We start from the raw sequence: 13,524 nt of genomic DNA on the forward strand, positions 1-13,524 counted from the left end.
TAAAAGTATGCCCTGTGGTGGTTTTTTATTCAGGATTTTGATTATCTCACCGCCATCATGATTCTACTGCGCGACGTTTTAACATTTCGCGCAATAAAAAAAGCAGCCGGTAATGGCTGCTTCTCGTCAATACGCTGAATGTTATTCGATTCCACGACTGCGCAGATAGTCTTCGTAGCTGCCGCTGAAATCAATCACTTTACCCGGCATGATCTCGACAACTCGGGTCGCCAGTGAGCTGACGAATTCACGGTCATGCGACACGAACAACAACGTCCCCTGATAGAGCTCCAGCGCCATATTCAGCGACTCGATAGACTCCATATCCAGGTGGTTGGTCGGTTCGTCCATCACTAAAATGTTCGGCTTTTGCATCATCAGCTTGCCGAACAGCATCCGCCCTTTTTCCCCACCAGACAGCACTTTGACTTTTTTACGGATATCGTCCTGAGAAAACAGCAGACGACCCAGCACGCTGCGTACCGCCTGCTCGTCATCGTTTTCTTGCTTCCACTGACTCATCCAGTCAAATACTGTCAGTTCATCGTCAAACTCGTACTCATGGTCCTGCGCATAATAGCCAATACGCGCGTTTTCAGACCACTTCACCAGGCCAGATTCCGGCTCCAGTTCACCCACCAGTGTTTTCAGCAAGGTCGATTTACCGATCCCGTTGGTACCCAGAATCGCGACTTTTTCCCCGACTTCCACCAGCATTTTTAGCTGGCTGAACAGCGGCCCATTATCAAACCCCTTGGTCAGGCTGTCGATTTCCAGCGCGTTACGGAACAGTTTCTTATCCTGATCGAAACGAATAAAGGGGTTTTGACGGCTGGAGGCTTTCACCTCTTCCAACTGGATTTTTTCTATCTGGCGCGCACGGGATGTTGCCTGACGTGACTTGGACGCGTTAGCACTAAAGCGGCTGACAAACGACTGCAACTCGGCAATCTGCGCTTTCTTCTTAGCGTTATCCGAAAGCAGACGTTCACGCGCCTGCGTTGCCGCGGTCATGTACTCATCGTAATTGCCCGGATAAATGCGCAGTTCGCCATAATCCAGATCCGCCATGTGGGTGCACACCATATTCAGGAAGTGACGGTCATGGGAAATGATGATCATGGTGCTATCGCGTTCGTTCAGCACCTGCTCCAGCCAGCGGATGGTATCGATGTCCAGGTTGTTGGTTGGTTCGTCCAGTAACAGAATATCTGGGTTGGAAAACAGAGCCTGTGCCAGCAACACACGCAGTTTCCAGCCCGGGGCGACTTCGCTCATCAGCCCATAGTGCTGCTCCAGCGGAATACCCACGCCCAACAGCAGTTCACCTGCACGTGACTCGGCGCTATAGCCATCCATTTCGCCGTATTTGACTTCCAGATCGGCCACCCGGTAACCGTCTTCTTCGCTCATTTCACTCAGCGCATAGATACGGTCACGTTCTTCTTTCACTTCCCACAGTTCGACGTGGCCCATGATGACCGTATCCAGCACGGTATATTGTTCAAACGCGAACTGATCCTGACGCAATTTACCGATCCGCTCATTCGGATCGATAGCGACGTTACCCGCACTCGGTGCCAGATCGCCGCCGAGGATCTTCATAAACGTCGATTTGCCACACCCATTGGCGCCGATCAGGCCATAGCGATTACCGCCGCCAAATTTGACAGAAATGTTTTCAAACAACGGCTTACTGCCGAATTGCATCGTAATATTATTGGTTACCAGCACAGCACTTACTCGATTCGGAATGTGATTTGGCGCGCATTATGCCACAAGCGGGACCCAGAATCCCGGCGATTAAAGCACATTTTTTAATCAGATGGAGGGGAGCTGGCCGCTATCTGCGCCATGCACACCAAACGCGAATTGAAAACGGGCACGACAGCGTGTAACCAGGCGTACATAATGAATGCTGAGCCAGCTTGCACAAGGAAAAATCAGATGCCGTCATCACGCCGTTTCAAACAAGTCGATGTATTCAGCCAGCATCCTGCTAAAGGAAATCCGCTCGCCGTTATTCTGGACGCCGATGGGCTTAGCGACGAACAAATGCAAGCGATTGCCCGCTGGACTAATTTGTCGGAAACCACGTTTGTGCTGGCACCGGATGACCCGGTAGCCGATTATCGGGTTCGAATCTTCACCCCGCAAGACGAGCTGCCCTTCGCGGGTCACCCTACGCTTGGCACCGCGCACGCGCTATTGGAGTCTGGTCTGACACCACATGTTCCTCATCAGCTTATCCAGCAGTGTGGCGTTGGTCTGGTACCTGTTGCGATAAGCAATGACGGTCAACTTGCGTTTCGTGCACCAGAGGTCACCATGACCGAACTCGACCCTCAGCATGACGCGTTACTCGACGCCGCTATCGGTAGTCATTTACGCCATGCAGACAACCGACCTGTCAATGTCCACATGGGGATACGCTGGCTGACAGTAAGAATGGAAAGTGCACGAGCCTGCCTGAATGCTCGTCCGGACGCCGTTCACCTGCAACGCTTGCAGCAACTCGCCCAGACCAATGGCGTAGCTATCTACGGACCGCATGACGATAGCACGCCTACCGACTATGAAGTGCGCGCCTTCTTTATGTTGAATGATGCCGTGGTGGAAGACCCGGTAACCGGTAGCGCCAACGCTTGTATTGCCCGGGTGATTCAGCACAGTCCGTTACCGGAGCAGGCAGACCATCGGCTTGGTTATCGGGTACGTCAGGGCACCATGCTGTACCGCGATGGCCGGGTTAACGTTTCCTACATTGATGGTCAACCGTGGATTGGCGGTTACAGCACCACCTTGATTGATGGGCACATCACCCTCTGATGCGTGCTTTCTGATGTTACCCATCTGACGACGAGCCTGCCGCTAGCGGCTCGTTATTCACCATCACACACGACACCCGTAAAAATAATGTGACTTTTATCACGAAAAAGTTGAAATGCCGTTCCTTATCCATTATTATCAAAACCGTGATGAACATCACATAAAACCCCAACAACAATAATGGAGATACAACATGAACGCATTCATCAGCTTCTTCAAAAAACTCGGCGACATCTACGTTAGCTACTGCGAACGTATCGGCTCTATCATCAGCCCGTTTTAAGATGAACGCCGCAGACTAAAAGCCGCCCACTTCGATCAGGCGGCTTTAGTTTTTATCCCTTCCTGGTGTTTCCCTTACCGTATTCTCGATTTCCTTTCTGGCTTTAGTTTTCCGCAAGCTTTTTCTGATTTTAGTCTCCAGCATAGTCATCCGGTTTTCCGCTCTTATCTTACGCCAGCACATTTCGCTCTGTCTGTCATCGACGTTCTTCTGCCTTTGCCTGATGCTCAGCGTAAAAAAAAGCCGCGACATGCGCGGCTTTCAGTATTACAGAAAGTAGGATTACATCAGTGGCTGCGCCAGTTGTACCAGCGAAATCAGCGGCTGCGGGTAAAGACCCAGCAGCAACACCAGCACCGATGAAATCAGCACGACAACACCACCCGCGGTCAATGCCCAGTTGTTCGGCGTGTCGCGGTTCAGTGTCTGTGGTGCGCTCAGGTACAGACTGATCAATACGCGCAGATAGTAATAGAGACCGATGGCACTCCCTACCACGACAGCAGCACTTAACCACCACAGGTGAGCGTTAACACCTACCGCCAGAACATAGAATTTACCGAAGAAGCCCAGCGTCATCGGAATACCGGCCAGTGACAGCATCATCACCGTCATCACCGCAGACAGAATCGGCTTATGCCAGAACAACCCACGGTAAGAGAACAGTGAATCTGCATCCGGACCACGGTACGGGCTGGACATCAGGCTGACCACACCAAACGCGCCCAGACTACTGAACAGGTAACCTGCCAGATACACACCGATGGTTTCCAGTGCCAGCTGATGCGTCTGGACAGCAATCAACGCCACCAGCAGATAACCCAGGTGCGCAATGGAGGAATACCCCAGCAGACGCTTGATGTTGCTCTGCGCCACCGCCATCAGGTTACCAAACAGGATCGATGCGAAAGCAATGATACCGAGCGTAGTGCGTACCGACTCGCTATCAACCAGCGGTGCGTACAAGAACAAACGCATTACCGCACCAAAGATAGCGATTTTACTGGCGGTCGCCAGGAAGGTAGACACCGGTGCCGGTGCCCCCTGATAAACATCGGGAGTCCACAGGTGAAATGGTACCAGCGACAGTTTGAAGCCCAAGCCGACCAGCATCATACCCAGACCAGCCAGCAGCAACGGTGCGTGCAGTTGGTGATCTCCGAGGCTCTTGCCAAGACTGGCAAAGCTCAGGCTGCCGGAATCGGCATACACCAGCGCCATACCAAACAGCAGGAATGAGGACGCAGCGGCAGACAGCAGCATGTACTTGATAGCCGCTTCCAGCGAACGCTTCTGACGGAAGGCATACCCTACCATACCGAACAACGGCAGGGAGATAAGCTCGATACCAATGAAGAACGCAGCCAAATGGTTTGCGCTCGCCAGCAGAATACCGCCCAGCGCCGCAATCAGCACCATCAGGTAGAACTCGTCTTTATTGTCCGGAAAACCTTCCAGCCACGGGTACGCAAAGGTACTGGTCGCCAGGCTCGCTGCCAACACCAGACCGGTATAGAACATCGAGAAACCATCGACCCGGATAAGCGGAGTCACGTCGGTCGGCCCAACCTGGCCGACCAGATACAGCGACAACAGCGCAATGTTCAGGCCGATGACCGTCAGCGTTGCGTTGATAAAATGGTTGCGTCGCCACGCAATGCACAGCATCACAACCACAACTGTCAATCCGACGATTAACAGTGGCGACATCGCGATCAGTTGTTGAGGAGTTATTGTCATGGCGAATTACAGCCCTGTCGTTGAAATTGTTGAACTCTGAACCGATGACGTAAACCAGTGCTGGATATTCGCCATCGCCGCACTGGACGTGTCCAGAATCGGCTGCGGATAAACACCCAACAGCACCAGCAGTACCACCAGCAGCAGAATGAGTGACAGTTCACGTGCGGTCATACCCTGCAGCGGCTCATCCGATTTGGCGGCACCGTAGAACGCACGTTGCATCATCACCAGCGAATACACAGAAGCAAACACCAGACCAAACGTTGAAATCACCGTAATCACCGGCACGACAGGGTAGCTGCCGAACAGGATCATGAATTCGCCAACAAAGTTACCGGTACCCGGCATCCCGAGGGTAGCCACTGCAAAGAACAGCGACAGCGCAGGCAAGTAACGAATACGGCCCCACAATCCGCCCATCTGACGCAGATCGCGCGTATGCAGACGTTCATACATCTGACCACAGATAATGAACAGACCCGCCGCTGACAGACCGTGTGCAATCATCTGCACTACAGCGCCCTGATAAGCCAGTTGACTGCCGGAGTAGATGGCAATCATCACAAAGCCCATGTGCGATACCGAGGTGTAGGCGATGAGGCGTTTGATATCGGTTTGTTTGAAGGCCATCCAGGCGCCGTAGAAAATACCGATAATCCCCAACCACATGGCGATAGGCGCAAAATCATGCGAAGCATTCGGAAACAGCGGCAGGCTGAATCGCAATAAACCGTACGCCGCCGTTTTCAGCAGAATACCTGCCAGGTCAACGGAGCCTGCGGTCGGTGCCTGGCTGTGCGCATCGGGCAGCCAACCATGCAACGGTACTACCGGCATTTTCACCGCGAAAGCGATGAAGAAACCGAGCATCAGTGCGTATTCCAGTCCGTAAGACATCGGGGTCTTCAGCAGACGGGAATAGTCAAAGGTCCATTCGCCGGTGGCGTTGTGATGAACGAACACCAACGCCAGAATGGCTATCAGCATCACCAGACCACTCGCCTGCGTATAAATAAAGAATTTAGTCGCAGCGGCGATACGCGTTTTACCGTCAGACCCTTTGTGCCCCCACAGCGCGATCAGGAAGTACATCGGCACCAACATCATTTCCCAGAAGAAGAAGAACAGGAACATGTCGATAGCCAGGAAGACACCAATCACCCCGCCGAGGATCCACAGCAGGTTCAGGTGGAAAAAGCCCTGATAGCGTTGAATCTCACGCCAGGAACAGAGGATCGCCAGCACACCCAGCAGGCCGGTCAGCACCACCATCAGCAATGACAGACCATCAAGTGCCAGGTGAATAGAGATACCGAAACGCGGTATCCAGTTCAGGATGAACTCCGACTGCCACTGCGGAATGCCCGTCGGTGTCGCCAGCGAAAAGCCGCCTTGCAGCCACAACTGCAATGACAGCGCCAGTGTTAACCCCATTGAAATCAGCGCGATCCAGCGCGGCACACGCGTGCCGAAACGCTCGAGCTGCCAGCACAGCAGGCCGCCGATAAAGGGGATAAGAATCAGCCAAGGTAGTAGCATGGCGTTTTGTGTCCCTAAATTAAAGAAAACGAAAAACTTGCTGCCTGCGGGGCCACGCAATGTGATGTGCCCCGCCCCTCTGCATTACCGCATCGCTTAAACCAGCAATAGCAGCGCCAGTACCACCACAGCGCCGATGCCCATTGAAGCGGCATACCAGCGCACCTGCCCGTTTTCGCTGACGACCAGCGCACGGTTACCCCAACGGGTAATAATGGCTGGAATATTCATCAACGCATTCAGCGGGTCACGCTGCAGCAATGTCGCAATGGCCAGATACGGTTTGACGAACACCTTGTCGTACAGCCAGTCGAATCCCCAGGCATGGAACCACCATGTTGAGAAGAAGCGACCCGGTGCACTGTTGGCGACACTGGTCACCAACTGGCGTTTGCCCAGCCACAGTGCGGCTGCCAGCAAAATACCGGCGATAGCGACCACACCGGAGGCGATTTCCAGCGTCATGACCTGGCCATGCTCAAGTTCGGTCGTAGCAGGCAGTACGCCGTGCAGTGGCAGCGCAATTTGAGCGCCAACGAAGGTGGACAGCACCAGCAGCACCAGCAACGGCAAGTGGTGGGAGATTCCCTTACCTGCGTGGGCTTTGGTTTTTGCTTCACCATGGAACACGATAAAAATCATCCGGAAGGTATACAGCGACGTCATGAACGCGCCCACCAGACCGGCAACTACCAGATTGATATGACCGTTGGCCCAGGCACCAGCCAGGATTTCGTCCTTACTGAAGAAACCAGCCGTTACCATCGGCAATGCCGACAGCGCCGCGCCACCCACCAGGAAACAGGCGTACACCAGCGGAATGGTCTTACGTAGGCCACCCATCTTGAAGATGTTTTGTTCATGATGACAGGCCAGAATGACCGAGCCGGACGACAGGAACAACAGAGCTTTGAAGAACGCATGCGTCATCAGATGGAAGATAGCAGCGTCCCATGCCTGAACACCCAGAGCCAGGAACATATAACCAATCTGGCTCATGGTGGAGTAGGCCAACACACGCTTGATGTCGGTCTGCACCAGTGCGGCGAAACCCGCCAGCAGCAAGGTAATAGCACCCACATTGGCCACCAGATGCAGTACATCCGGTGCCAGCAGGAACAGGCCGTGGGTACGAGCGATCAGGTACACGCCTGCGGTCACCATGGTTGCCGCGTGAATCAACGCGGAAACCGGTGTCGGACCCGCCATCGCGTCCGCCAGCCAGGTCTGCAACGGCAACTGAGCCGATTTACCTACCGCGCCACCCAACAGCATCAGTGTTGCCCAGGTGATAGCCGGAGAACCTTCAGCAAAATGCTGCGGTGCCAGTACCATCAGGTCACGGAAGTTCAACGTACCCAGTTCGCGATACAGGATGAACAACGCAATCGCCAGGAACACGTCACCCACACGGGTAACGATGAAGGCTTTCATCGCCGCCGCACCGTTATTCGGGTTGGTGTAGTAGAAACCAATCAGCAGGTAACTGCACAGCCCCACCCCTTCCCAGCCGAGGTACATCAGCAGCAGGTTGTCTGACAACACCAGCACAACCATGCTGGCGATGAACAGGTTGGTGTAGGCAAAGAAGCGGGAATATCCCTCTTCACCGCGCATATACCAAGAAGCAAACAGGTGGATGAAGAAACCCACGCCAGTCACTACCGACAGCATGGTCAACGACAGACCGTCCAACGCCAGCGTAACGCCGATGTCAAACTTGCCTACCGTCATCCAGCTCCACAGATGCTGACTGAAGAAGGTCACCCCGCCAGGCTGTTGCTGGCTGAGAAAATCCATCACCACTCCGCCAGTGACCAGCGCGGCCAGGCCAATCGACCCCACCCCGACGGTCGCGGAAACATTTTCCGACCAGCGTCCACGAGAGAAAGCCAGTAACAAGAATCCGATCAGCGGAAACAGAATAGTTAAGTAGAGTAAGTTCATCCGCGCATCTCACTGACAGTATCAATATTCAGGGTCTGACGGCGACGATACAACTGAAGCAGCAACGCCAGACCAATACTGGCCTCCGCTGCGGCCAGCGTAATAGCCAGGATATACATCACCTGACCATCCGATTGTCCCCAGTAGCTTCCTGCAACCACAAAAGCCAGCGCCGCAGCATTAATCATGATTTCCAGACAAATCAGCATAAACAGCAGATTGCGGCGAATCACCAGCCCGGTCAGCCCCAGCACAAAGAGGATGGCCGCCAACAGCAAACCATGTTGTAGCGGAATCATGCGCGTTCCTCCGTTATTTTCTTATCGGCATCCTGATCTTTGGCAATCAGCTCTCCGCGCTTATCTTCACGGCCAATGTGGAAAGCCACCACCAGACCGGCCAGCAACAGCATCGACGCCAGTTCAACCGCCAGTACATACGGCCCGAACAGACTGATACCCACCGCTTTCGCATCAACCATATTACCGACGATATTCTGGTCGGTGATGCTGGTAATCCCTTTGACGATCACCGCCAGCAGAATCAGAGAAAGCGCCCCCGGCCCTATCCATACCGCAGGTTTCAGCCACAGTTTTTCCTGTTCATCCACCGAATTACCGAGGTTCAGCATCATGACCACGAAGACGAACAACACCATGATGGCACCAGCGTAGACGATGATCTCCAGCGCCCCGGCGAAATACGCCCCCAGCGAGAAGAACACACCGGCAACCGCCAGTAACGAAACAATCAGATAAAGTAATGCATGTACTGGATTGGTATGGGTAATGACACGTAGTGTTGCCAGTACCGCAATAATCGCAGTCGCATAAAAAGCGAATTCCATGCTTGGCTCCTTAGGGCAGCAGGCCTTTGACGTCAATGGGTTTGGCTTCGTTTTCGGCTTCGCCCTTCTCTTTCCCATCAACAGCCATACCGGCCATCCGGTAGAAGTTGTATTCCGGATATTTACCCGGCCCCGAGATCAGCAGATCTTCTTTTTCGTACACCAGATCCTGGCGCTTGAACTCACCCATTTCAAAATCAGGGGTCAGCTGAATTGCCGTCGTCGGACAGGCCTCTTCACACATACCGCAGAAAATACAGCGGGAGAAGTTGATACGGAAAAACTCCGGATACCAACGGCCATCCTTCATTTCCGCCTTCTGCAAAGAGATACAGCCCACCGGGCAGGCCACGGCGCACAGGTTACAGGCGACGCAGCGCTCCTGTCCGTCCGGATCACGGGTCAGTACAATACGACCACGGAAGCGCGGCGGTGGATTCACCGGCTCTTCCGGATACATTTTGGTTTCACGCTTTTTAAACGCGTTGGAACCCACCATGCAGATACTGCGTACCTGGGTGCCGAAACCAATCAAAAGTTCTTTCAGTGTCATGGTTTATTCACCCCTATCAAGCGTTGTACAGAATGACCGCAGCGGTCACCAGCAGGTTCAGCAGCGTCAGTGGCAAACATACGCGCCAGCCGAATGCCATCACCTGGTCATAACGCGGACGTGGCAACGACGCACGAATCAGGATGAACATCATCATGAAAAACGCCGTTTTCAACGCAAACCAGACGAACGGAGGCAGGAAAGGACCATGCCAGCCACCGAAGAACAACGTGACGATAAGCGCAGAGACCGTCACGATACCGATGTATTCACCGACGAAGAACAGACCGAATTTCATCCCGGCGTACTCGATATGGTAGCCGTCTGCCAGTTCCTGTTCCGCTTCCGGTTGGTCAAACGGATGACGGTGGCACACCGCCACACCCGCAATCGCAAAGGTGATAAAGCCGAAGAACTGCGGGATAACGTTCCACACCGTGGACTGCGCGTTAACGATATCCGCCATGTTGAACGAACCCGCCTGCGCGACCACGCCCATCAGCGACAACCCGAGGAACACTTCATAGCTCAGTGTTTGCGCCGACGCACGTACCGCACCCAACAGCGAGTATTTGTTGTTACTCGACCAACCGGCAAACAACACGGCGTAAACTGCCAGCCCTGCCATCATCAGGAAGAACAACACCCCGATGTTCAGGTTGGCAACCTGCCAGGTTGGACTAACCGGTACGATAGCGAACGACAGCAGCAGCGACGTAAACGCAATTACCGGTGCGAGGGTGAAAATCACCTTGTCGGCAAACGGCGGCGTCCAGTCTTCTTTGAAGAACATCTTGAGCATGTCCGAGACCAGTTGCAACGAACCGCCCCAGCCTACGCGGTTAGGTCCGTAACGCCCCTGGAACAGCGCCAGCAAACGGCGCTCCCCCATACTCATCAGCGCACCGCAGCTGACTACGACCAGCAGAATCACCACTGCTTTGCCGACGGTAGCCAGAATATCCAGTACATCCGGAGTCAACCAACTCATTGTGCAGCCTCCCGCAGCATTTCAACGGTCGCACCCGCCAGCACCGGAGCAATGCCCGGGAAGCCCAGCGGCAAACCAATCTGGCCCTGACGCAGTTCAGCGCTTAACCGCACCGGCAGACGCAACGTCTGACCACCACAGGTGATGTCCAGCAACGCGCCGGCATTAACCCCTAACAGCGCGGCATCCGCCTGACTCACGACCGCACAAGCCTGTGGCATACGCTGCTGAATCACACCAGAACGCTGCGACAACTCGTCACTACCAAACAGATTGTAGTAAGGCGCAACCTGCCATTGCCCTTGCTGAGGAGCAAACGGCGCGGGGATCTGACTGAAGTATGGCAGCGAACCCTCACCCGCTTCGATAAGGCGCACGCCCGGATCACCGTGGCGCAAATGTCCGCCCACTTCATCCTGGAATTTGTTCCACGCTTGCGGTGAGTTCCAACCCGGTGCCCAGGCAAACGGCACCTGCTGACGCTCGGCCAACGGACTGTTGTTCCCTTCCATTGAGAAGGCGAACATGGTGTCACGGTCCTGTGGCTGACGCGGCTCATGCACGCTGATGTTGGCGCGCATCGCGGTACGACCACTGTAACGATGTGGTTCACGTGCCAGTTTCTGACCCTGGACGCGGAACGAGGCATCCGGTGCAGCGTCCTTGATTGCCGCCAATTGCGGCAGTGCGCTGACACAGGCGTCGATAACGTGGTCTAGTTGTGTCCAGTCCACCTGACGGCTGTTATAGGTGATATACAGGGAATGCAGCCAACGCCAGCTTTCCAGCATAACCACCTTGTTGTCGTAGTAGGTCGGCTCGTAAACCTGGAAGAAGCGCTGCGCACGACCTTCCTGACTGATGAGCGTACCGTCGCTTTCTGCAAAGCTGGCGGAAGACAGCACCAGACTGGCTTTATCCATGATCGCGGTACGCTGGTGATCCAACACAATCAGATTGGTTGCTTTTGCCAGCGCCGCATCGACACGTGCCGCAGGCGCATGGCGATACAGATCATTTTCCAACACCACCACACTGTCGGCTTCACCGGTTTCCAACTGCGATAGTGCATCATCCAGCGAACCACCACCGATCATCGCCACACCCATGCTGTTGGCAGAAGCGGCGACAAACGTAATGCCGACGTCAGAACCGCGGGCTTTGAGCGCCTTGGCAACGTTGGCAGCCGCTGCAATCACATCGTCGCTACCGGCATTGGTGCCAGAAATAATCAACGGTTTGCGAGCGCCAGCCAGTGCCTGAACGATGACGTCCACTTTCTGGGTAAGATCAGCAGGTAAATCGCTAACTGCCGGGGCAGCATTGTCGAGTGCATGGGCAATCGCGAAGCCCAGGCGAGCCTGTTCTGCTACCGGTGCACGGTAATTCCAGGCCGCGATATCATCCAGACGGGTGCTATCGACGTTAGTAACAAACAGCGGGTGTTTGGCGTGATGACCGATATTCAGGATGGCCGCAATCTGCCAGTCAGCGACTTTCTGGGCTGCCGCCAGCTCACGCGCTTTGCCTTTCACTGCCTGACGGACCGCCAGTGCAATACGCGCCCCGGTCTGGGTCAGATCTTCACCCAGCACCAGCACTGCGTCATAGCTTTCGATTTCACGCAGAGAAGGCGTACGGACACCACTCTCTTTCAACACTTTCAGCATCAGTTGCAGACGGTTTTGCTCAGCCTGCGATACACCGGTGTAGAAGTTGTCGGCACCGACCAGCTCACGCAACGCGAAGTTGCTTTCTACGCTGGCGCGCGGCGACCCGATACCGATGACACGTTTAGCCTGACGCAACACATCGGCGGCACCTTGCAATGCCTGCTCGGCATTCAGGGCAATCCAGTCATCACCGCGACGTTGCAACGGCTGACGAGGACGGTCTTTCAGGTTGACGTAGCCATAACCGAAACGACCGCGGTCGCACAGGAAATAATGGTTCACGCTGCCGTTATAGCGGTTTTCGATGCGGCGCAATTCGCCATAACGCTCGCCAGGACTGGTGTTACATCCCACGCTGCACTGCTGACAAATGCTCGGCGCGAACTGCATATCCCATTTACGGTTGTAACGTTCAGAATGGGTTTTGTCGGTGAAGACCCCAGTCGGGCACACTTCCACCAGGTTGCCGGAAAATTCGCTTTCCAACACGCCATCTTCCGGACGACCGAAATAGACGTTGTCATGCGCACCGTAAACACCCAAATCTTTACCGTCGGCGTAATCCTTGTAATACCGCACGCAACGGTAACAAGCGATACAACGGTTCATCTCATGGGAGATGAACGGGCCAAGATCCTGGTTGTGATGCGTACGCTTGGTGAAACGGTAACGACGGAAGTTATGGCCCGTCATTACGGTCATATCCTGCAGATGACAGTTCCCCCCCTCTTCACAGACCGGACAGTCGTGCGGGTGGTTGGTCATCAGAAATTCCACAATGGTTTTGCGGAACTGCTTTGCTTCGTCATCGTCAATAGCGATATAAGCGCCATCCGACGCTGGCGTCATACAGGACATTACCAGACGACCACGGGTATCTTCCGCGTTCTGATACTGCTTGACCGCACACAGGCGGCAAGCACCGACGCTCCCCAGCGCCGGATGCCAGCAAAAGTAAGGAATATCAAGTCCCAAAGACAGACAAGCCTGCAGCAGGTTATCCGCTCCGTCCACTTCATATTCTTTGCCGTCTACATGAATCGTTGCCATAGTCAGCATGCTTCCATAACAGCCCACCTCAGGCGGGCACTAATCAAAAATTCTGTCTGCGGGATGAAT

General features: G+C 54.4%; 10 protein-coding genes. 1 reads left to right on the forward strand and 9 read right to left on the reverse strand.

Going from position 1 to position 13,524, the window contains the following annotated elements; all coding sequences use genetic code 11:
* Positions 1-141 precede the first annotated feature (141 nt).
* The gene (locus tag DZE2538_RS12890) at positions 142-1,734 is read right to left on the reverse strand and encodes an ABC-F family ATPase (RefSeq protein WP_038916516.1); all 1,593 of its coding nucleotides are present in this window, start codon (positions 1,732-1,734) and stop codon (positions 142-144) included.
* Positions 1,735-1,947: 213 nt separating this feature from the next.
* Between DZE2538_RS12890 and DZE2538_RS12895 the strand changes: the two genes are divergently transcribed.
* Complete coding sequence (locus DZE2538_RS12895; RefSeq protein WP_038916517.1) at positions 1,948-2,829, forward strand: PhzF family phenazine biosynthesis protein; 882 nt, start codon at positions 1,948-1,950, stop codon at positions 2,827-2,829.
* Between the two features lie 565 nt (positions 2,830-3,394).
* Here DZE2538_RS12895 and nuoN read toward each other — a convergent pair.
* From nuoN to nuoG, 8 genes are all read right to left on the reverse strand, one after another.
* The gene (nuoN, locus tag DZE2538_RS12905; RefSeq protein ID WP_012885388.1) at positions 3,395-4,852 is read right to left on the reverse strand and encodes an NADH-quinone oxidoreductase subunit NuoN; all 1,458 of its coding nucleotides are present in this window, start codon (positions 4,850-4,852) and stop codon (positions 3,395-3,397) included.
* Between the two features lie 6 nt (positions 4,853-4,858).
* On the reverse strand, positions 4,859-6,394 hold the full coding sequence (nuoM, locus tag DZE2538_RS12910; protein WP_019843990.1) for an NADH-quinone oxidoreductase subunit M: 1,536 nt from the start codon (positions 6,392-6,394) through the stop codon (positions 4,859-4,861).
* A 96-nt stretch (positions 6,395-6,490) separates the two neighbouring features.
* Positions 6,491-8,341, reverse strand: a complete 1,851-nt coding sequence (gene nuoL, locus DZE2538_RS12915) for an NADH-quinone oxidoreductase subunit L (protein ID WP_019843991.1) — start codon at positions 8,339-8,341, stop codon at positions 6,491-6,493.
* Entirely contained in the window at positions 8,338-8,640 is a 303-nt protein-coding gene (nuoK, locus tag DZE2538_RS12920; RefSeq protein WP_012885391.1) for an NADH-quinone oxidoreductase subunit NuoK, read from the reverse strand. Before nuoK ends, nuoL begins: the two co-directional genes overlap by 4 nt.
* Entirely contained in the window at positions 8,637-9,188 is a 552-nt protein-coding gene (nuoJ, locus tag DZE2538_RS12925) for an NADH-quinone oxidoreductase subunit J (protein WP_019843992.1), read from the reverse strand. Before nuoJ ends, nuoK begins: the two co-directional genes overlap by 4 nt.
* A 10-nt stretch (positions 9,189-9,198) precedes the next feature.
* The gene (gene nuoI, locus DZE2538_RS12930) at positions 9,199-9,741 is read right to left on the reverse strand and encodes an NADH-quinone oxidoreductase subunit NuoI (RefSeq protein WP_012769140.1); all 543 of its coding nucleotides are present in this window, start codon (positions 9,739-9,741) and stop codon (positions 9,199-9,201) included.
* 16 nt (positions 9,742-9,757) lie between these two features.
* The gene (gene nuoH, locus DZE2538_RS12935; protein WP_019843993.1) at positions 9,758-10,732 is read right to left on the reverse strand and encodes an NADH-quinone oxidoreductase subunit NuoH; all 975 of its coding nucleotides are present in this window, start codon (positions 10,730-10,732) and stop codon (positions 9,758-9,760) included.
* Entirely contained in the window at positions 10,729-13,455 is a 2,727-nt protein-coding gene (gene nuoG / locus DZE2538_RS12940; protein WP_038917186.1) for an NADH-quinone oxidoreductase subunit NuoG, read from the reverse strand. Before nuoG ends, nuoH begins: the two co-directional genes overlap by 4 nt.
* Positions 13,456-13,524 lie beyond the last annotated feature (69 nt).

This window comes from Dickeya zeae NCPPB 2538, assembly GCF_000406165.1.
In the GTDB taxonomy this organism is placed as follows: domain Bacteria; phylum Pseudomonadota; class Gammaproteobacteria; order Enterobacterales; family Enterobacteriaceae; genus Dickeya; species Dickeya zeae.

Bases quoted from the DNA above. Each gene is read 5' to 3' on its own strand.
- DZE2538_RS12895 (WP_038916517.1), top strand. From the start codon at position 1,948: ATGCCGTCATCACGCCGTTTCAAACAAGTCGATGTATTCAGCCAGCAT.
- nuoH (WP_019843993.1), bottom strand. From the start codon at position 10,732: ATGAGTTGGTTGACTCCGGATGTACTGGATATTCTGGCTACCGTCGGC.
- nuoM (WP_019843990.1), bottom strand. From the start codon at position 6,394: ATGCTACTACCTTGGCTGATTCTTATCCCCTTTATCGGCGGCCTGCTG.
- nuoG (WP_038917186.1), bottom strand. From the start codon at position 13,455: ATGGCAACGATTCATGTAGACGGCAAAGAATATGAAGTGGACGGAGCG.
- nuoJ (WP_019843992.1), bottom strand. From the start codon at position 9,188: ATGGAATTCGCTTTTTATGCGACTGCGATTATTGCGGTACTGGCAACA.
- nuoN (WP_012885388.1), bottom strand. From the start codon at position 4,852: ATGACAATAACTCCTCAACAACTGATCGCGATGTCGCCACTGTTAATC.
- nuoL (WP_019843991.1), bottom strand. From the start codon at position 8,341: ATGAACTTACTCTACTTAACTATTCTGTTTCCGCTGATCGGATTCTTG.
- nuoI (WP_012769140.1), bottom strand. From the start codon at position 9,741: ATGACACTGAAAGAACTTTTGATTGGTTTCGGCACCCAGGTACGCAGT.
- nuoK (WP_012885391.1), bottom strand. From the start codon at position 8,640: ATGATTCCGCTACAACATGGTTTGCTGTTGGCGGCCATCCTCTTTGTG.